Here is an 18,787-nt window from a genome sequence, read left to right as displayed (position 1 = left end):
TTCATCATAAAAAAGTCAGTATATTTAGATAAATTTAAAGGGTATATAATTTTTTTGCCGAATAAATAAGTTAGAGAAAATTTCGGATAAAAATAGCCCGAACCATGCAGGGCATGATTCGGGCTTATATTCAGATTAGTAAGCTAAGCTGAATAGACCTTTAATGTGTGATAAGTAACGAACGTTACTTGCTTCTTTCATTAATGATGCTGGTAAACCTTTAAGTGGAGTATTGCTTGCTCCAATTGTAGCAACAGCATCTTTACGGCCTAGACTAGCAAGTGTTCCAGAGTTTACAGGTGCGAACTCTTCGAATGCTTTGCCTTCTAGTGCAGCGTATAAGTTGTATCCAATTAACTCACCCATTTGCCAAGCGATTTGTGCAGTTGGTGGGTATGGACGTCCGTCTGGAGCGAAGACAACAGCGCTGTCTCCAGCAACGAATACGTTTTTGTGAGAAGTAGATTGTAGGTATGCATCAACTGTTGCACGACCACGGTTTACTTCAAGACCTGATTCACCGATTAGTGGGTTACCTTGAACGCCGCCCGTCCAAACGAATGTGTTAGCAACAAGTTTTTGACCGTCTTTTAAGTCGATTTCATTGCCAGCAACGTTTGTTACAGGAAGACCAGTTAAGAATGTAACGCCGCGTGCTTCTAGGCTAGTAGTTGCACGTTCGATTAAGTGGTCTGGTAATACTGGAAGGATTTTTGGACCTGCTTCAACAAGAAGAAGTTTCACTTCTTTTGGATTTACGCCGTGGCTTTTTGCAAGTTTAGGCATAATGTCAGCAAGCTCACCAACTAGCTCAACGCCAGTTAATCCGCCACCACCGATTACGATTGTAGCATCAGCTTCGTTTTTCGTTTTCGCGTATTCACGAATACGGTCTTCAACGTGTTTGTAGATTTTGTTTGCATCAGCAGCAGATTTTAATACCATGCTGTTTTCTTCTAGTCCTGGAATACCGAAGTAAGCAGTTTTACTTCCTAAAGCAACTACAAGTGCATCGTAAGATAAAGTAGTGCCGCCAGCTAATTTGATTTCTTTGCTATCAACTGAGAATGACTCAACTGTTGCGATTTTAAGATCGATATCTTTACCTTTGAAAAGCTTTGTAAGTGGCATTGCAACTGCTTGCTCAGACACGTTACCAGCTGCAAGGCGGTGTAGTTCAGTGATGATTTGGTGTGTTGGGTATTGGTTAATCACTGTAACTTGTGCTTCTGATTTGCTGTAATATTTACGTACGTTTAAAGCGGCAAGAAGACCGCCATAACCAGCGCCTAAGATGACAATTTGTTTTGACATAGTATGATATCCCCCGTCTTTACTAATTGTTGTTATAAGTTAACTTATTTATTGTTACGTTCTGCACTAATTTGAAGATATGCGTTCACAAAGCGGAACATTTTTTGTGCTTGTGGATCTTTTAGTAATTTTAAAAGACCGAATAGGCCGATAACTTCGTTGCTTTCGTCAGCACGATCTTTCGCTTCGATTGCAGTAGCAGCCATGCTTTTCACTGTATCTTTTACAGGTTCTACAAGCTCTGTGATTGCACCAACAGTGTCGCTTTTTAATACTTCATCAGTAGCAACAGTTTGAGCGAAGTCATAAGACTTAGTTAAAATGTTAACAAGCTCAGTTAATTTTGGAAGCTGTTCTACTAGTGTTGTTAATGATTCTTGTACCTCAGGTTTTAACAACTGATCAAGTACATCAAGTTGTCCTTGGCTAGCAGAAATTTGTACAGTTTCTTGTTCTGGCTTTGTTTGAGTCATAGTTTCTGGCATCTCCAATTCTCCTTTACGATAGCAATACTCTTATTTTTGATAAGTAAGATAGTAAACGGTTACGAAACTTTATACAAAGTTTCACAAAACACAATAAAATGCCTTTAAATTTATGACAGCAACTAAGCTGCAAACATAAATCTAAAACCATAACGTCTTACTTATTATTTATGAACTGTCCGATACATGGCTTGTCCGCATAATGGAAAAGCTCCGTTACCGGAAAGTGTATATAATATATATCCTATATTATATACTATATACACCTATGTTAACATAAAAATGATTCCTAATTATTTGATATTGAGTGTATAACGTAGTACTGACAAGGTGTGAAAGCGTATAAAATATTTTGTTTCAGTTAGAAATGTACATATATAATAAGAAAAAAAGAAAAAATGAACAAATTCATGTTCGTTTTTTCCTTTTTCCTATTATTCACCTTCCGCAATTAGCATCGATGTCTTACCTTCTTTTTCAAGATGGCATTCGCCCCAAGAACAAAGAGAATCAAGAATGGACTCTAAAGACCAACCGTAATCAGTAAGGGAATATTCTACTTTTGGTGGGACTTGATTGTATACTTTTCTTTGAATAACGCCGTCGTCTTCTAATTCACGTAATTGCTGTGTTAACATTTTTTGTGTAATACCAGGCATTAAACGTTTTAGTTCACTCGTTCTCTTTGTACCTTTCGTTAAGTGACAAAGGATAACAACCTTCCATTTTCCGCCGATAACTTCTAAAGTCGCCTCTACAGGAATATTGTATTTCTTCATGTAAAGCCCTCCTTTTTTGAGTAAAGTAAGCTAAGTCATACAAATGTTACTTTTTAGTACCTATAGCACTTTAAAGTACGTACTTTTTATCATGTTAAATATGTTTCATAATAGCACATGTAAGAGGCAAATGAGTAGTACGGTACTGAAAAGTGACTATGTTACTTTTTGGTGCCTATCGTACTTTAAAGTGCGTTCTTCAAAAAAAGAATGAAACCATTCATAATAGCATTTGTGGAGATTAAATATATTTTTTAGAAAATAAAAGGGCCTTTTTATCGCACTATTATGATTGGATTTCTTGTAATAAGGAGGAATTCAATTGAGTTCATATACAGTACCATCTTCGGAAGTTCAGACGAATCGAAGAAGTATGTTTGCTTTATTAGCACTAGCAATTAGTGCGTTTGGGATTGGGACAACCGAATTTATTAGTGTTGGTTTATTACCATCCATTTCAAAAGATTTAAATGTTTCGGTTACAACAGCTGGTTTAACTGTTTCCCTATATGCGTTAGGGGCGGCAGTAGGAGCTCCTGTTTTAACAGCGTTAACGGCTAGTATGTCGAGAAAGACATTATTAATGTGGATTATGGTTATTTTCATTATTGGTAATGGTATTGCGGCAGTAGCAACAAGTTTCACTATATTAATTATCGCAAGAATTGTATCTGCTTTTGCACATGGTGTGTTTATGTCGATAGGATCTACAATTGCGGCCGCAATCGTCCCAGAGAATAAACGTGCTAGTGCCATTGCGATTATGTTTACTGGATTAACAGTTGCGACTATTACAGGTGTGCCAATTGGAACGTTTATCGGTCAACAATTTGGCTGGAGAGCGTCATTTATGGCGATTGTCGTAATTGGAATTATTGCTTTTATCGCAAACAGCATACTCGTCCCATCTAATTTAAAAAATGGTGTACCTGTATCGTTTCGTGATCAATTTAAATTAATTAAAAATGGAAGACTATTACTTGTGTTCATTATTACTGCACTTGGATATGGCGGTACATTCGTAACATTTACGTATTTATCACCGCTATTACAAGAAGTAACAGGATTTGAAGCAAGTACCGTTACCATCATTTTATTAGTGTATGGAATTGCCATTGCGATAGGGAATATGGTCGGCGGAAAATTATCGAATCATAATCCGATTCGAGCGCTATTTTACATGTTCTTTATACAAGCGATTATATTATTTGTTTTAACATTTACAGCGCCATTTAAAGTAGTTGGATTCATCACAATTATTTTCATGGGACTATTCGCATTTATGAATGTTCCGGGGCTACAAGTATATGTAGTTATATTGGCAGAGCGCTTTGTTCCAAGTGCGGTTGATGTTGCTTCAGCAATTAATATTGCCGCATTTAACGGAGGAATCGCTTTAGGTTCTTATATAGGTGGCCTTGTAACGAATTCTTTAGGATTAATCCATACTGCTTGGGTAGGCGGCCTTATGGTAGTAGCTGCTGTGATTTTAACAGCGTGGAGCATGGCATTAGAAAAACGAGATCAAGTAAAATAAAGGAGAAAAATAAAATGAAAAACTTACAAAGTAAAGCAGTATTAAATAACGGTGTAGAAATGCCTTGGTTCGGTTTAGGTGTATTTAAAGTAGAAGAAGGACCAGAACTTGTAGAAGCTGTAAAATCAGCGATTAAAGCAGGATACCGCAGCATCGATACAGCTGCAATTTACGGAAATGAAAAAGCTGTAGGTGAAGGAATTCGTGCAGGTATTGAAGCGACTGGCATTGCAAGAGAAGAATTATTTATTACTTCAAAAGTATGGAACGCAGATCAAGGATATGAAGAAACAATTGCTGCATATGAAGAGAGTTTAAAGAAATTAGAACTAGATTATTTAGATCTATATCTTGTTCACTGGCCTGTAGAAGGAAAATATAAAGATACATGGAGAGCGTTAGAAACACTTTATAAAGAAAAGCGCGTACGTGCAATTGGTGTAAGTAACTTCCAAATCCATCACTTACAAGATGTAATGAAAGATGCAGAAATTAAACCAATGATTAACCAAGTAGAATACCACCCTCGTTTAACACAAAAAGAACTACAAGCTTTCTGTAAAGAACAAGGTATTCAAATGGAAGCATGGTCACCATTAATGCAAGGTCAATTATTAGATAACGAAACATTACAAGAGATTGCTGAGAAACACGGCAAAACGACAGCTCAAGTGATTTTACGTTGGGATCTTCAAAATGGAGTAATTACAATTCCAAAATCAACGAAAGAACACCGTATTATTGCAAATGCTGATGTATTTAACTTTGAATTAACGAAAGAAGAGATGGAAAAAATCGATGCGTTAAATCAAAATCACCGCGTTGGTCCAGATCCTGATAACTTCGATTTCTAAGATTAAAGTAAGAAAGAAGAGTGCGTAAAGCACTCTTTTTTTGTGCATAAAAATATTTTCTAATTAAATACTACTTAGTATTAAGTTTGTTATAAGGGGCTGTAAACATGAATATAAAGCAATCGTTCAAACTTTTAGCTATGTTTTTAAGTATTTTATTTGTGTTATTCCCACTTCAAAAAGCATTTGCAGAAGTTATGGACCATACAAAGTATCAAATGGATTGGAGTTATAGTAAGTCTAAGAAGAAACCAATCCGAACAGAGCTTATTAAAACGGCAGATGGCAAAATTGCTTTTTGCTTAAATGTAGATTTAAAATCTCCAAGCGGTCAAGATTTACCGGAAATGGGGAAAGTGGATATTAACGTATACCGTGTATTATTGAATGGATATCCACAAAAGAGCCCGCAAGAATTAGGTGTTTCTGATTGGAGAGAAGCACATTATGCAACGCAGCTTGCAGTATGGAATGCGTTAAAACAAATCGATATTAATGATTTAGATTTCCGTAATAAAAATGTAGAAAAAGTAACGAAAGATATCGTTGCAAAAGCAAGCGCTAGTGAAGAGTTACAAGAAATTACGATGAGTGTAACTCCTACAGAAGAACAACAAGCAGTATTAAAAAATGATTTCTTTGAAACAGGTTTATATACAGTAGAAACAAATGCAAAAAGCGGAACGTATAAAGTGCAAGCAACAGGTGCACCAGCGGGCGCGAAATTTGTAAATGAAAAAGGTGAAACAAAAACAGAATTTAATGTAGGAGAAAAGTTCCGCATTTTAATTCCGAAACAAACACCAGCTGGTGGCTTTAGCTTTAAAGTAATGGGGAAATTAACGAAGCTACAAGGGATTGCACATAAAGGTACACCAACAATTCAAAATGCAGTTGTATTACTTGAGCGTAGTGAAGAAGAAACAAGTCCGGAGTTATCAGTGAGTTGGAAAAAAGGAAATGGTCATGATAATAATAAACCACATACTCCAAACGAACCGCATAAACCGAATCAATATAAAAGATAAGGATGAAAGCATTGGTATGAACCAATGCTTTTTATATATGAAATTTAAAATTATATCAAGATAATTATTAACTAAATAAAACACTGTTTTTATTTGATAAAAGTTATTTGGAAATAACAAAATATAATAAAATCCAAACGTTAAGATTAATAGATTAAATTCACAAAATTGTAACATTATTCTAATTGAAAAGTCTATCAAACGAAGTGTAAAGCGTGTACAATTCAGTTGAAAAAACTACCTATAGATGGTCATATATGAAGAAATTGTAAGATTCTATTACTATTTAGATGTATAGATGACAAGACTAAAACATATCATTTACTATACCCTTTTTATGTAGAAAGAGAACTCATCACACGAGGAAAGAAGTGAAGAGGATACAGTACATCAAAATTTTATAATGTAAGAAAGCGAATAAATAGGAAGAAATGCGGTAGTAATTGATATAGGTGCGCGAAGTGTTAGTCTATTCATTACATGTTTTTATAAAAATAATAGGATTACTTATTAAATGAATATATATAGGATAGTTTCTCTAAATAAAGGAACAGGGGACACAGATTATGTCGAAGAAAAAGACGAGTAGGGTATTAGTAGCTGGTATATGTATATCTACATTATTATCACCAGTAGCTTTTGAAGCATCAAAAGGATATGCGGCGCCTTTGGAAGAGAATAAGGGCGGGAAGTTAGAAGAGAGTAATTTTGAGCAGAGAGTATTTCATCTGCTGGGGAAAGGTAGTGTAGATGCAGAACATGAACGCTTAAGAGTTAGTTGGAAACTTTCTGCCAATGAGCCGACTGGAATTTATGCGGCGCCAAATGAAGAGATTACAATTGATATAAAAGGAACTCAGTCTATTCAAGCTTTCATAGGAACGAGATCTTATGATGAAAAGGATCCAGAAGAGTTTGATTTAAAACCAGGGAAAAACGTTATTTCATCTCCAAGAGGCGGCATTTTATATTTTTATAATATGAATAATGAAGGGGAAGTAATAGCTTCCGTTACGAATGGCGGTAGCCACTTTCCTTTGTTTATCTTAGGTAAACATACGAAAAAAGATTGGGATGAAATGTTAAAAAAATATAAGGATCCCTATGCAGTTGAATTAAAAGGTGAGAGAAGCTTAATTACTACTACTTACGATTCTGTGCAGAAATATATGAAGGATACGGATCTAACAGATTTAATGAAATTGCATGATAAGATTATTCGTTTGGAAAATGCAGTGGCAGGATTATATGAGGACGGTGCTGGGGTTGCAAAGTCTCCAACTCATTATGTTCAGTTTGTTGAAAAACGGAAGCCTGCTGAAGGGAACTTTATGTTTGCGACACATTATCATACAGGGTATATTCCAACGGCGATGAATAGAGTTTTAGATTTAGAAGTACTTGAGAAGGATGGATGGGGACCGTGGCATGAAGTTGGTCATTTACATCAGCAAGAACCTTGGAAGTGGTCTAAAGTAAGGGAGGTCACAGTAAATATTTACTCATTAGCCGTTCAAAAGGCGTTAGGGAATCAATTAGAAATGGATGAGCACTATAAAAAATCATTTGAGTATTTAGAGAAACCTATAGAAGAAAGAGTAATTGATGAAATTAATCCACTTACGATGTTTTGGCAATTAAATATTGTTTATGGGGAACATTTTTATCCTAAATTACATCAAGCTTATCGCTTGTTATCTGAAGAGGAAATGTTTGCTTCCGATGAAGAGAAAAAGCAAATGTTTGTTTATATGACATCAAAAGTTGCAGGACAAAATTTAATTCCTTTCTTTGAAGAATGGGGATTGACGCCAAATGATGAGACTAGAGAGCGAATAGAAAAATTAAATTTACCTAAATTAGAAAAAGAAATATGGAAAGCTACAGATAATAATAATATTTATGAAAAGCAAGTTACACCGTATGAAATTCCATACGGCGAAGCATCTAATGTAATGCAAGATCTTGTGGTGGGTACAGATTTTGATGAGGATTTAGCAAGGAAGCTTGTTCGAAATTTAGGTGGGAATGTAAAAGTAACGGGTAAGATTATGTGGCCTAAATTAGAGAATGGAAAACAAGGAGTGTTAGTAGAAATTGAGGATAGTAAAGGGAATAAAAATTTAATAACTGTTCCAGTTAATGCTCGTTATGGAGATGCTATGGTAGTTAAAGGTTTTGGTAATGAAGTGAATTCTGTTATAACGCTTCTTCATGATGAAAGGAAAATTGATATTGATTTCAGAGTTAATGCACTCCATCATCGATTTGAAAATGAAAAATATGTAGAGATTACAGTATACGATAAAGAAGGTAATGAAAAGAAAAATATTTCTGTAGAGGGACAAGAAAGTTCAAAAAAAATCGCTGCGCAGTTGAAAGGAATGAAATTACAATATGGAGATATTGTGAAAGTATTTCATGCAGAACCGGATCGTTTTAGTTGGTATCAAAATGACAAGCCAGTAAATCCAGTAGAAAATAGGAATAAAAAAGAAAAGTTCTTCAAAATCACTCCGCAAGGGTTTGAATTAAAAGATGGTTTACAAGAAGTAACGGCAGTACCGCAAAAAGTAGTAATCGGAACAGATGTTGAGAAATTAGAAGCGAAAGATTTTGTTCAAGTGAAAGATGGAGAAGTAGTCGGTTTTGTAGAAAAACCGGATACAGCGAAAATCGGTGAACAAAAAGTAAAGGTAGAAACGAAAGATCGTTTTGGAAATAAGAAAGTGATGGAAGTACCATTAGAAGTTACATATGGAGATAGTATTGTTTATAAAGGATATAACGATGACATTGCTTCAGTGGTAACGTTAAAGCATGATGAGAAAAAATTCCATGTGACTGATATGGATAGCCAAATTCATAAGTATTTTAATCAAGAGCTATACATGGGGATCACGTTATATGATGGAAAAGGAAATGAAAAAAAACATGTAACGGCAGAAGGGCAAGAAACTTCTAAGAACTTTGCAGAACAAGTAAATGGAATACAGTTTGAGTATGGAGATGTGTTGAAAGTATTCCATGCAGAACCAGATCGTTTGAAATGGTATCAAAATAATACTCTTACTGGTCAAGGTGAGAAAAAGGGAATGAAAGAACTATTCTTCAAAGTGACAGAAAAAGGTTTTGAACGAATGGATACACAGCAAGAAGTAACAGCTGTACCGCAAAAAGTAGTAATCGGAACAAACGCTGATAAATTAAATGCAAAAAACTTTGTTCAAGTGAAAGGTGGAGAAGTAGTCGGTTTTGTAGAAAAACCGGATACAACAAAACTCGGTGAACAAAAAGTAAAGGTAGAAACGAAAGATCGTTTCGGAAATAAGAAAGTAACGGAAGTACCATTGGAAGTAATCTATGGCGATAGTATAGTCTATCAAGGTGTGTCCAATGTAACACGTTCGATTGTTACATTAAATCATGACGAAAAGAAATTACATGCAATATTTACAAATGATACGATTCATTATCGTTTTGTAAATGAACAATATATAGGTCTTACGATTTATGATAGAGATGGAAAAGAGAAAAAACATGTAATAGCAGAAGGGCAAGAGACTTCAAAGGATTTTGCTGAGCAAGTAAATGGAACTCCATTTGAGTATGGAGATGTTATTAAAGTGTATCATGCAGAACCGAGTCGTCTAAAATGGTATAAAAAGAGTAAATTAGAAGAGCAATTAGCTTCAACAGAAGTTTCATTTAAAGTTACTCAAAGTGGATTAGAACAAGTAAAGGGAACTTTATAATAAAAAACGCGCATAGATACACTATCTATACGCGTTTTTCTTTTTATTACTCAGCTTCAGATACTACTGTGAAGCGTTCATTTACATGTTTTGGATTTTCGATTTCATCAAGTGTTGCTACTGCGAAATCTTCGTAACTTACGTAGCTATCACCTTTTGAATTAACAAGAAGGTTGTCTTTTCCAGCTTTGTAAGAACCAGTACGTTTTCCTAATGCAAATAGTGCAGAAGGGCTGATGAATGTCCAAGTAATATCGTTAGTTTGTTGCAGAATTTCTAAGTTTTTACCTTGGTTTTGAGCTGTTGCAAGGTATTCATCTGGGAAACCTGGTGTCTCAAATACACGTGTTGTTTTCTCTTCGTCTACAAATAAGCTTCCAGCGCCGCCGACTACAAGTAATTTTGTGTTAGGTGCACCTTTCATCGCTTCAATAAGTACGTTTCCTGCATCTACGTGAAGGTGTTCTTGTCCTGCTGGAGCACCGAATGCATTTACAACTACATCGAATGCTTGTAAGTCGTTAGATGTAAGAGAGAATACATCTTTCTCTAAAACTTTTACGTTTTCTTCTGTAATTTTTGCAGCGTTTATTACGATTGCAGTTACTTCATGTCCGCGATCTAATGCCTCTTTTAAAATGCGACTTCCTGCTTTACCAGTTGCTCCAATAATTCCGATCTTCATAATAAATCCCTCCAAAGTGTTTTGTTAACGTGTATATCTGAAACTGAATGAATGTGTTGTAATTAGGTTTGTTACAACCTGATGTAATCATTATAGTTACAGGTTGGTGTATTTGTCAAATAGTTTAATGAAATAAGTTTGAATTTAGTTTGTTCATTTTTCTAAAATAATGATGTTACGTTTGGTAACAATTTCATGTTAGAAAACCTAACATTTTTTTGTCGAAAATTGTTGATTGTTTAAAGTTTTTAGAATATAATTTTCTTATTGTTAGGAAGAGGGGGCAATGCAATTATGGATTTTTTAGCTAAGGTAATTGGGGATGTGAATAATGTCCTTTGGTCATATATCATTATTGCGATGTTAATTGGGTTAGGACTCTACTTTTCATTTCGTGTGAAATTTGTCCAAGTTCGTTACTTCGGTGAAATGATTCGATTGCTTGGGGATGGGGCAAGCTCGAAAACGAGGAAAGCACAAAAAGAGAAGAGCGGTGTATCATCGTTCCAGGCTTTTTGTATGAGTACTGCTTCTCGTGTAGGTACTGGTAACTTAGCCGGAGTAGCTATTGCAATCTCAGCAGGTGGACCAGGAGCAGTATTTTGGATGTGGTTAATCGCGGTAATTGGGGGTGCTTCTGCATTTGTAGAGAGCACATTAGCGCAAATTTATAAAGTAAAAGATGGGAATACGTTCCGTGGTGGCCCAGCGTATTATATGGAAAAGGGTTTAAATAAACGCTGGCTTGGAGCTATTTTCTCTGTATTAATAACAGTAAGTTTCGGATTGATTTTTAACGCTGTACAATCTAATACTGTAGCAGCTGCTTTTGATGGGGCATTCAAAACAGATAGTAGATTAGTAGGTCTTGTAATGGCTGGTCTACTTGCAGTTATTATTTTCGGCGGAGTAAAACGAATTGCTCGCGCGGTTGAAATGATCGTTCCAGTAATGGCAATCATTTATGTAGCAGTGGCATTATTCGTTGTTGTAACAAACATTACGGCAATTCCGTATGTATTTAAAGAAATTTTCTTACATGCTTTCGGAATTAAAGAAGTAGTAGGCGGAGGATTAGGAGCTGCGATTTTACTAGGGGTAAAACGTGGATTATTCTCAAATGAAGCTGGTATGGGTAGTGCGCCGAACGCGGCTGCGACTGCAAACGTAACGCACCCGGTTAAACAAGGCTTCATTCAAACTTTAGGGGTATTTACAGATACATTATTAATTTGTAGTTGTACAGCATTTATCATTCTTTTATCAGATGTGCACAATGCAGCTGATTTAAATGGTATTCAATTAACGCAACAAGCGTTAAGTCAACATATCGGTCCATGGGCTTCTATATTTGTAGCAGTGGCAATCTTCTTGTTTGCATTCAGTTCATTAGTAGGTAACTACTACTATGGTGAAACAAATATCGAGTTCTTAAATGGAAGTAAAGTACTATTAAATGCATACCGCATTGCTGTACTTGGTATGGTTATGTTAGGTTCTGTAGCAACAATTCAAATCGTTTGGGATTTAGCAGATTTATTCATGGGTATTATGGCTGTTATTAACTTAGTGGCAATCGTATTCCTTTCTAAGTACGCTTTTGCGGCATTATCAGATTATGTAAAGCAAAAGAAGCAAGGAAAAGATCCAGTCTTCTATGCGAATTCAATTCCAGGCCTGAAAAATACAGAGTGCTGGGAAGAGCAAGTAGCAGAGAAAGAAAAAGCGATATAATGAGGTGAGCATCAAGTGAAACTTGATGCTCATTTTTTTGTTTTATTTAGCTATTTGTTAGAAGCAAAAGACGAACATTAATGGATGTTCCATAATAAAATGTAATTTTTTAAAGAAAAGTGCGGATATGAGATGTGATTTATGTTAGAATGGAAAATGCCTTTGAAACAAGAGGTTTTATGATTTTTCCTATCCGATTGAAGGTTTTGAAGGAGAAATGGAAAGTTCGGATTATTTCTCGTTTCGAGTGGTCAGACGTTCAACGTTAATGAAGAGTTAAATGGAGGATTTTATTAATGAAGTTTGTTATGTTTCTTGTAGGATTACTCGTTGTATTTGTACTCGGTTTTCTTATAAGTGCCGATCGAAAGAAGATTAAGTATAAACCAATCGCAATTATGCTTGTTATTCAGCTGGCGTTAACGTATTTCTTATTAAATACACAAGTTGGTTATATTTTAGTAAAAGGAATTTCAGATGGATTTGGCGCACTTCTTGGATATGCGGAAGCTGGAATCGTTTTCGTATTTGGTGGTCTTGTTAATAAAGGAGAGGTTTCATTCTTCTTAACAGCACTATTACCAATCGTATTCTTTGCCGTTTTAATTGGAATTCTGCAACACTTTAAAATTTTACCGATATTTATTCGTGCTATTGGTACTTTGTTGAGTAAAGTAAATGGTCTAGGAAAACTAGAATCATATAACGCAGTAGCAGCTGCTATTGTTGGGCAAGCGGAAGTATTTATTACAGTAAAAGATCAATTAAGTAAAATCCCAAAACACCGTTTATATACATTATGTGCATCTTCCATGTCGACAGTATCGATGTCAATCGTCGGTTCTTACATGAAAATGATCGAACCAAAATATGTAGTAACAGCACTTGTATTAAATTTATTTAGTGGTTTCATTATTATTCATATTATTAACCCGTACGATATTACAGAAGAAGAAGATACACTGAAATTAGAAAATAAGAAAAAACAATCGTTCTTTGAAATGCTGAGCGAGTACATTATGCTTGGTTTCACAATCGCGATAACAGTAGCAGCGATGTTACTTGGTTTCGTAGCATTAATTACAGCAATCAATAGCTTGTTTGATTCCATGTTCGGTATTACATTCCAAGCTATTTTAGGATATATTTTCTCACCATTAGCATTCGTAATGGGTATCCCGCAAGCAGAGATGGTAACAGCGGGACAAATTATGGCAACGAAATTAGTATCAAATGAATTTGTTGCGATGCTTGATCTTGGAAAAGTAGCTGGTGACTTATCAGCTCGTACAGTTGGTATCCTTTCTGTATTCCTTGTATCATTTGCGAACTTCTCATCAATCGGAATTATCGCAGGTGCAACGAAAGGTATCGATGAAAATCAATCAAATGTTGTATCATCATTCGGTCTACGCCTTGTGTACGGTGCGACATTAGTAAGTATTCTATCAGCAATTATCGTTGGTGTTATGTTATAGAAAAAGATGGCCTTAGCTCATAGCTAGGGCTATTTTTTATGGTAAATTTGCATGAAAAAACCAATTAATTAGGAATATATTAACATATAAAAATCTTTTAAAATTTATATTGCATTTCATCTAGATAACGCTTACAATTTGATTTGTAGGTGGTATCAATTTCAGACTTTCAAGTATGGTAGGAGAGAAGAGACTACCTTTTATAAATTGCAATTTATGTAAACGCTTACTGATTTTAGATGACAGTTGAATAGTATTTAGGGGTTTTAAATTTTTTTAACATCAATGGTCAGACGTCATTCGTTATACGACCAATAACTCGTGGGAGAAGTGGAGGATTCACATATGAAAATAGTAATGTTTCTAATCGGTTTACTTGTAGTATTTGTACTAGGGTTCCTTATCAGTTCAGATCGCAAGAAAATTAAATATAAACCAATTGCACTTATGCTTGTCATTCAATTGGTACTTGCGTATTTCTTACTAAATACAAAGGTCGGATTTGTATTAGTAAAAGGGATTGCAGATGGGTTTGGCGCTATTTTAAAATTTGCGGAAGCAGGGGTTAATTTCGTATTTGGTGGTCTAGCAAATGATGGACAAGCACCATTCTTCTTAACAGTATTATTACCAATTATTTTCTTAGCAGTACTAATTGGGATCTTACAACATATTAAAATTTTACCGATTATCATTCGTGCAGTCGGTTTCCTATTAAGCAAAGTTAACGGTTTAGGAAAACTAGAATCATATAATGCGGTAGCAGCTGCAATTGTTGGTCAAGGGGAAGTATTCATTACAGTAAAAGATCAATTAAGCAAACTACCGAAAAATCGTTTATACACACTTTGTGCATCTTCTATGTCAACAGTATCGATGTCAATCGTCGGTTCTTATATGAAAATGATTGATCCAAAATATGTAGTAACAGCACTTGTACTAAACTTATTCAGTGGATTCATTATCGTTCATATTATTAATCCATATGATGTAAAAGAAGAAGACGACATTTTAGAATTACAAGAAGATAAAAAACAAACATTCTTTGAAATGTTAGGCGAATATATTATGCTTGGTTTCTCTATCGCTGTAACAGTAGCGGCGATGTTAATCGGTTTCGTAGCATTAATTACAGCAATTAACGGTGTATTCGATTCAATTTTCGGAATCACATTCCAAAGCATTTTAGGATACATTTTCTCACCATTAGCATTCGTAATGGGTATCCCAACATCAGAGATGCTAACAGCAGGACAAATTATGGCAACGAAATTAGTAACGAACGAATTCGTTGCAATGCTTGACCTTGGTAAAGTAGCTGGTGACTTATCAGCTCGTACAGTAGGTATTTTATCTATCTTCCTTGTATCATTTGCGAACTTCTCATCTATCGGGATTATCGCAGGTGCAACGAAGAGTATCGATGGCAAACAAGCAAACGTTGTATCTTCATTCGGATTAAAACTTGTATACGGTGCAACGTTAGTAAGTATATTATCAGCGATTATCGTTGGGGTTATGCTGTAATAAAAACAAACGAAGTCGTTTATCTCTCGCCTAGAGGGATGAACGACTTTTTTATTTTGGTATGATAAATAATATAGAGAGGGGGAATTAGGGTGAAAGAATCGGATAGTTTAAGGGAGTTTGATGAGATTATAGAGAACATTAATCATTTAACTGGAGAAGATGCTAGAGCGCTTTTGAAGTTTATACATGGATATTTAAGCATAGTAGAAGAAGGAGATGGGACTTTTACTAATAGTAACTTTGTTGAAAAGGTTTCAGGGCTTTATAAGAAGGATTTGGCGAGGGTTATTCAGCTTAGAGAAGAAATAAAAAAATCACCTTAATACATTCATTAAGGTGATTGAAATACTATTCAGCTGGAGGCGTAAATGTACGTTTCTCTAATTCAGCATCTAGCATAAATAGTGCGTTTGAATCGCTTGTAATACGTTTTAATTTTTGGATGATGCTATCGAATGAAGATTCTTCTTCTACTTGCTCATCGACGAACCATTTTAAGAATGTAATTGTTGCATGCTCACGCTCATCCCAAGCGATATCAGATAAGTTGTAAATACGCTTCGTTACTTCACGCTCGTGCTCAAGTGCCACTTCAAAAGCGTTCAGTACAGATTCGTATTTGTTATTTGGATTATCAAATCCAGTAATAATAGCGCGTTCACCGCGGTCATTAATGTAGTTGTAAAGCTTCATTGCGTGGAAACGTTCTTCTTCAGCTTGTACAAGGAAAAAGTTAGCGAATCCATCATAGCTCTCAGCTGTACAGTAAGCAGCCATTGCCATATAGGCGTGGGCAGAGTAAAATTCAAAGTTCATTTGATCGTTTAATGCGTCGTGCAATTTTTTAGATAACATAAAATCCCCCTTAGTATTGTGACAAGAACATTATATCATAATTGATAATATTCTCATTTGGATACTTCGAACCTTTTCGAAAGCTTTGTGACGTGTGCCTCCATAATGTCTTGTAAATCTAAATCATATTTTTGTGAAAGAATAATAAGATTAGATAGTACATCACCAAGTTCTTCTTTTAACTCTTGTTTTAGTTCTTCTTCTGTTTTCACTTTTTCGTCAGGACGATCACGGCCAATTTCGATTGCGCGAACAACGCGTGAAACTTCTCCAACTTCCTCTGTTAAGAAATTTAAGCGAATAAAGGAATTATACTGTGACCAGCTTCGTTTTTCGTAAAATTCCTCCACCCATCTTTGAAATGCGACGATATCCATTTCTTTCTCATCCCTTCAATATGTTGTACAATATTCATTGTACCATAACAATATATAGTTTCGGGGTGTAGGAATGAGAAAGATTTGTGTGTTTGCAGGCTCCAACTTAGGGGAGAGAGCAGAATTTAAAGAGCAGGCAATAGCGTTAGGGAAAATGTTTGTTGAGAACGATTATGAGCTTGTATACGGTGGTTCTTGCGTTGGATTAATGGGAGAAGTGGCAAACGAAGTTCTTCGCTTAGGCGGACGTGTAACAGGTGTTATGCCGCGCGGTCTATTCCGAGGAGAAATTGTTCATACAGGGCTAACAGAATTAATTGAAGTAGAAACGATGCACGAGCGCAAAGCGAAAATGGCAGAGCTTGCGGATGCTTTTATTGCACTGCCAGGCGGATATGGAACGTTTGAAGAGCTATTTGAAGCAGTATGTTGGTCACAAATTGGTATACATAATAAGCCAGTTGGTTTATTGAACATAAAAGATTTCTACGGACCAATTCTGCAAATGGTTGAACGTGCCGCAGAAGAAGGATTCATGAATCCATCGAATAAAGAGTTAATCGTTGCCGCTGAAACGGCAGATGCACTCATTCAGAAGATACAAAATTACGAGCGTCCTGTTTTAGGAACGAAGTGGAAGCAATTATCATAATACAATTTTATAGAGATTTTTGGAAACACATGTCATTTTATCTTCAAAAGGCATGTGTTTTTAATTTGGTTAAATATGTTAATGTTAAGGTGTAATGTTTTGGGAAAAGGAGAAATAGATGGAGGAGTTCGTATTTTTAAGGCCGGTTTTTAAATGTATTTTAGCAGCATCTATTCTTGTTATGCTAATTGTTTCAACACAGAAGAAAGAGCTTATTAATGCGTTTTCGCTTTGGTTTATTTCGATACTATGTATCGGTGTTTCCGCGATCACGTTGTTTATGTCTGGGTTTATTGTTGATGAGTATAATTTAGGTGGAGATGCACAATCGTTTTGTATGTTTATTGCGATTGGTTGTATTAGCGGTTTGAATTTAATTATTTACTATAGACGGAAACAATAAGGAAGGCATTCCGTATTATTTTGGAATGCCTTTATCATTTTGATTACTTTGTTTTTTATACAAGTACCAGCCACCCCAGCCGCCACCAATTGCTAAGACAATGAGGAAAGCATAGTCTTTAACCTCGATACGTATATTGAAAATATTAGCTATAAGTAAGACAATCCCAACTGTTATTAACGCAAAAAATGCTCTAATTAAGTAGTCTTTCAACTGAACCACTCCCGCCATTTAAGTAGTAAATGATGAATATGGAAAAGCTTTTTTGGATCTATTTTACTAAAGGGTGTTACCTATATTTTAGCATAAAAGAGATTGTAATATATTGATGAAAGTGGGGGATGGGGAGGTGCTAATCTGCTAATATTGTCGTGATTTGTCGGTAAGTCGATATATAGGAAAAATCGCTGATAAATTTGATGGAATCGTCGATATAATTAGAAAATCGTTGATATAAATTTCATGTACCAACAAAAGCGACCATTTCATAGAAAAAAGCGACTCTGAACGAGCCGCTTCCGCTTTTAAGTAATATCCAGCTCCAGCGGCTAGAACAGTCGGTTGTTTCACTCCTTCATTCGAGGCAAAAAGCGCCTCGTAATCAGGAGTTCCAACACCCTCCTGTTCTGAACGAGCCGCTTCCGCTTTTAATTATTATTGATTCAAGAACGCGCGTAGCATCCAAGCGTGTTTTTCTAGTTCTGTGTAGATGCCTAGTAGTAGGTCAGATGTCATTTCGTCGTCAGAGTTTTGAGCGATTTCCATGCCTTTTTTCAGTTCGACTAGCATCATTTCGTAGTCTTTCATGATTGCTTCGACCATCCCTTCTGCAGTTTCTCCGTATGCTGCTTCTTGAATAGAAGATATTTCTAGGTATTCTTTCATTGTTGCTACTGGTTTACCACCAATTGCTAAAATGCGTTCTGCAATTTCGTCGATGTGAGTAGCTGCTTCTGTGTAAAGTTCTTCGAATTTCTCATGTAATGTGAAGAATTGAGGTCCTTTTACGTACCAATGGAAGTTGTGTAGTTTTGTGAATAAAACGCTCCAGTCTGCTACTTGTTTGTTTAATACTTCGATTACTTGTTTGTTCATTATGATCAATCTCCTTTTGAGTTGTTATGTGATATCAATTACTAATTTATAATTATTATAATCTAGTAATTCGTATAAATCAACCCTTTTGCTGGAATTAATTTGAACAAATTATGAACTGTGTAAATAAAAATCCCTATTACTGTAGAGTAATAGGGATTTTGTTTGATATATAGCTCTTGTTCTGAACGAGCTGCTTCTGCTTTAAATGATATCCAGCTCCGGT

18 protein-coding genes are annotated in these 18,787 nt (G+C 35.5%); 10 read left to right on the top strand and 8 right to left on the bottom strand.

Annotated features, from left to right (window positions below):
• Positions 1–135 precede the first annotated feature (135 nt).
• From ACVWY7_RS08865 to ACVWY7_RS08855, 3 genes are all read right to left on the bottom strand, one after another.
• A complete protein-coding gene (locus ACVWY7_RS08865) occupies positions 136–1,314 on the bottom strand; it encodes an NAD(P)/FAD-dependent oxidoreductase (RefSeq protein WP_000043204.1) in 1,179 nt (392 codons plus the stop codon).
• A 44-nt stretch (positions 1,315–1,358) separates the two neighbouring features.
• Positions 1,359–1,799: a DUF1641 domain-containing protein gene (locus ACVWY7_RS08860; RefSeq protein ID WP_001115309.1), complete on the bottom strand. Its 441-nt coding sequence runs from the start codon at positions 1,797–1,799 to the stop codon at positions 1,359–1,361.
• 434 nt (positions 1,800–2,233) lie between these two features.
• Complete coding sequence (locus ACVWY7_RS08855; protein WP_000760469.1) at positions 2,234–2,578, bottom strand: winged helix-turn-helix transcriptional regulator; 345 nt, start codon at positions 2,576–2,578, stop codon at positions 2,234–2,236.
• Positions 2,579–2,951: 373 nt separating this feature from the next.
• Between ACVWY7_RS08855 and ACVWY7_RS08850 the strand changes: the two genes are divergently transcribed.
• The 4 genes from ACVWY7_RS08850 to ACVWY7_RS08835 all read left to right on the top strand — a co-directional run bounded on the left by ACVWY7_RS08850 (position 2,952) and on the right by ACVWY7_RS08835 (position 9,752).
• Positions 2,952–4,115 carry an MFS transporter gene (locus tag ACVWY7_RS08850; protein WP_175556161.1) on the top strand — a complete coding sequence of 388 codons (1,164 nt, stop codon included), beginning with the start codon at positions 2,952–2,954 and terminating at the stop codon, positions 4,113–4,115.
• A gap of 14 nt (positions 4,116–4,129) precedes the next feature.
• Positions 4,130–4,969, top strand: coding sequence for an aldo/keto reductase (locus ACVWY7_RS08845; protein ID WP_456523753.1), 840 nt, complete (start codon positions 4,130–4,132; stop codon positions 4,967–4,969).
• A gap of 107 nt (positions 4,970–5,076) precedes the next feature.
• Complete coding sequence (locus ACVWY7_RS08840) at positions 5,077–5,997, top strand: thioester domain-containing protein (protein ID WP_001022522.1); 921 nt, start codon at positions 5,077–5,079, stop codon at positions 5,995–5,997.
• A gap of 566 nt (positions 5,998–6,563) precedes the next feature.
• Positions 6,564–9,752 carry a putative mucin/carbohydrate-binding domain-containing protein gene (locus tag ACVWY7_RS08835; protein ID WP_456523752.1) on the top strand — a complete coding sequence of 1,063 codons (3,189 nt, stop codon included), beginning with the start codon at positions 6,564–6,566 and terminating at the stop codon, positions 9,750–9,752.
• Positions 9,753–9,798: 46 nt separating this feature from the next.
• Here ACVWY7_RS08835 and ACVWY7_RS08830 read toward each other — a convergent pair whose 3' ends face one another.
• Positions 9,799–10,437, bottom strand: coding sequence for an NAD(P)-dependent oxidoreductase (locus ACVWY7_RS08830; protein ID WP_456523751.1), 639 nt, complete (start codon positions 10,435–10,437; stop codon positions 9,799–9,801).
• Between the two features lie 294 nt (positions 10,438–10,731).
• On the opposite strand from ACVWY7_RS08830, the gene ACVWY7_RS08825 reads away from it, so the two are divergent.
• The 4 genes from ACVWY7_RS08825 (at position 10,732) to ACVWY7_RS08810 (ending at position 15,502) form a co-directional block, all read left to right on the top strand.
• Positions 10,732–12,171 carry an alanine/glycine:cation symporter family protein gene (locus ACVWY7_RS08825; RefSeq protein ID WP_000346400.1) on the top strand — a complete coding sequence of 480 codons (1,440 nt, stop codon included), beginning with the start codon at positions 10,732–10,734 and terminating at the stop codon, positions 12,169–12,171.
• A 296-nt stretch (positions 12,172–12,467) separates the two neighbouring features.
• A complete protein-coding gene (locus ACVWY7_RS08820) occupies positions 12,468–13,649 on the top strand; it encodes a NupC/NupG family nucleoside CNT transporter (protein WP_000673854.1) in 1,182 nt (393 codons plus the stop codon).
• 345 nt (positions 13,650–13,994) lie between these two features.
• Positions 13,995–15,176 carry a NupC/NupG family nucleoside CNT transporter gene (locus ACVWY7_RS08815; RefSeq protein WP_073524313.1) on the top strand — a complete coding sequence of 394 codons (1,182 nt, stop codon included), beginning with the start codon at positions 13,995–13,997 and terminating at the stop codon, positions 15,174–15,176.
• Positions 15,177–15,268: 92 nt separating this feature from the next.
• Positions 15,269–15,502 (top strand): hypothetical protein, encoded by a 234-nt coding sequence (locus tag ACVWY7_RS08810; protein WP_456523750.1) that lies wholly within the window; start codon positions 15,269–15,271, stop codon positions 15,500–15,502.
• A 25-nt stretch (positions 15,503–15,527) separates the two neighbouring features.
• On the opposite strand, the gene ACVWY7_RS08805 is transcribed toward ACVWY7_RS08810, so the two are convergent.
• The gene (locus tag ACVWY7_RS08805; RefSeq protein WP_046955624.1) at positions 15,528–16,034 is read right to left on the bottom strand and encodes a ferritin; all 507 of its coding nucleotides are present in this window, start codon (positions 16,032–16,034) and stop codon (positions 15,528–15,530) included.
• A 53-nt stretch (positions 16,035–16,087) separates the two neighbouring features.
• Positions 16,088–16,411 carry a MazG nucleotide pyrophosphohydrolase domain-containing protein gene (locus tag ACVWY7_RS08800; protein ID WP_000355764.1) on the bottom strand — a complete coding sequence of 108 codons (324 nt, stop codon included), beginning with the start codon at positions 16,409–16,411 and terminating at the stop codon, positions 16,088–16,090.
• Positions 16,412–16,484: 73 nt separating this feature from the next.
• On the opposite strand from ACVWY7_RS08800, the gene ACVWY7_RS08795 reads away from it, so the two are divergent.
• Both ACVWY7_RS08795 and ACVWY7_RS08790 read left to right on the top strand, forming a co-directional pair.
• Positions 16,485–17,063 (top strand): LOG family protein, encoded by a 579-nt coding sequence (locus ACVWY7_RS08795; RefSeq protein WP_073524311.1) that lies wholly within the window; start codon positions 16,485–16,487, stop codon positions 17,061–17,063.
• Positions 17,064–17,181: 118 nt separating this feature from the next.
• Positions 17,182–17,466 carry a hypothetical protein gene (locus ACVWY7_RS08790; protein ID WP_000390891.1) on the top strand — a complete coding sequence of 95 codons (285 nt, stop codon included), beginning with the start codon at positions 17,182–17,184 and terminating at the stop codon, positions 17,464–17,466.
• A gap of 15 nt (positions 17,467–17,481) precedes the next feature.
• On the opposite strand, the gene ACVWY7_RS08785 is transcribed toward ACVWY7_RS08790, so the two are convergent.
• Entirely contained in the window at positions 17,482–17,679 is a 198-nt protein-coding gene (locus ACVWY7_RS08785; RefSeq protein WP_000656318.1) for a hypothetical protein, read from the bottom strand.
• 441 nt (positions 17,680–18,120) lie between these two features.
• Positions 18,121–18,561 (bottom strand): Dps family protein, encoded by a 441-nt coding sequence (locus ACVWY7_RS08780; RefSeq protein WP_001041886.1) that lies wholly within the window; start codon positions 18,559–18,561, stop codon positions 18,121–18,123.
• Positions 18,562–18,787 lie beyond the last annotated feature (226 nt).

It is taken from the genome of Bacillus sp. TE9106W (assembly GCF_054062215.1).
The sequence above is the reverse complement of the archived record's forward strand: the minus strand, read 5'-3'. Positions and strand labels throughout refer to the sequence as shown.

What these genes read in the sequence shown, in the direction of transcription:
- ACVWY7_RS08865 (WP_000043204.1), bottom strand. Translation starts at nt 1,314, where the DNA reads ATGTCAAAACAAATTGTCATCTTAGGCGCTGGTTATGGCGGTCTTCTT.
- ACVWY7_RS08860 (WP_001115309.1), bottom strand. Translation starts at nt 1,799, where the DNA reads ATGCCAGAAACTATGACTCAAACAAAGCCAGAACAAGAAACTGTACAA.
- ACVWY7_RS08855 (WP_000760469.1), bottom strand. Translation starts at nt 2,578, where the DNA reads ATGAAGAAATACAATATTCCTGTAGAGGCGACTTTAGAAGTTATCGGC.
- ACVWY7_RS08850 (WP_175556161.1), top strand. Translation starts at nt 2,952, where the DNA reads ATGTTTGCTTTATTAGCACTAGCAATTAGTGCGTTTGGGATTGGGACA.
- ACVWY7_RS08845 (WP_456523753.1), top strand. Translation starts at nt 4,130, where the DNA reads ATGAAAAACTTACAAAGTAAAGCAGTATTAAATAACGGTGTAGAAATG.
- ACVWY7_RS08840 (WP_001022522.1), top strand. Translation starts at nt 5,077, where the DNA reads ATGAATATAAAGCAATCGTTCAAACTTTTAGCTATGTTTTTAAGTATT.
- ACVWY7_RS08835 (WP_456523752.1), top strand. Translation starts at nt 6,564, where the DNA reads ATGTCGAAGAAAAAGACGAGTAGGGTATTAGTAGCTGGTATATGTATA.
- ACVWY7_RS08830 (WP_456523751.1), bottom strand. Translation starts at nt 10,437, where the DNA reads ATGAAGATCGGAATTATTGGAGCAACTGGTAAAGCAGGAAGTCGCATT.
- ACVWY7_RS08825 (WP_000346400.1), top strand. Translation starts at nt 10,732, where the DNA reads ATGGATTTTTTAGCTAAGGTAATTGGGGATGTGAATAATGTCCTTTGG.
- ACVWY7_RS08820 (WP_000673854.1), top strand. Translation starts at nt 12,468, where the DNA reads ATGAAGTTTGTTATGTTTCTTGTAGGATTACTCGTTGTATTTGTACTC.
- ACVWY7_RS08815 (WP_073524313.1), top strand. Translation starts at nt 13,995, where the DNA reads ATGAAAATAGTAATGTTTCTAATCGGTTTACTTGTAGTATTTGTACTA.
- ACVWY7_RS08805 (WP_046955624.1), bottom strand. Translation starts at nt 16,034, where the DNA reads ATGTTATCTAAAAAATTGCACGACGCATTAAACGATCAAATGAACTTT.
- ACVWY7_RS08800 (WP_000355764.1), bottom strand. Translation starts at nt 16,411, where the DNA reads ATGGATATCGTCGCATTTCAAAGATGGGTGGAGGAATTTTACGAAAAA.
- ACVWY7_RS08795 (WP_073524311.1), top strand. Translation starts at nt 16,485, where the DNA reads ATGAGAAAGATTTGTGTGTTTGCAGGCTCCAACTTAGGGGAGAGAGCA.
- ACVWY7_RS08790 (WP_000390891.1), top strand. Translation starts at nt 17,182, where the DNA reads ATGGAGGAGTTCGTATTTTTAAGGCCGGTTTTTAAATGTATTTTAGCA.
- ACVWY7_RS08780 (WP_001041886.1), bottom strand. Translation starts at nt 18,561, where the DNA reads ATGAACAAACAAGTAATCGAAGTATTAAACAAACAAGTAGCAGACTGG.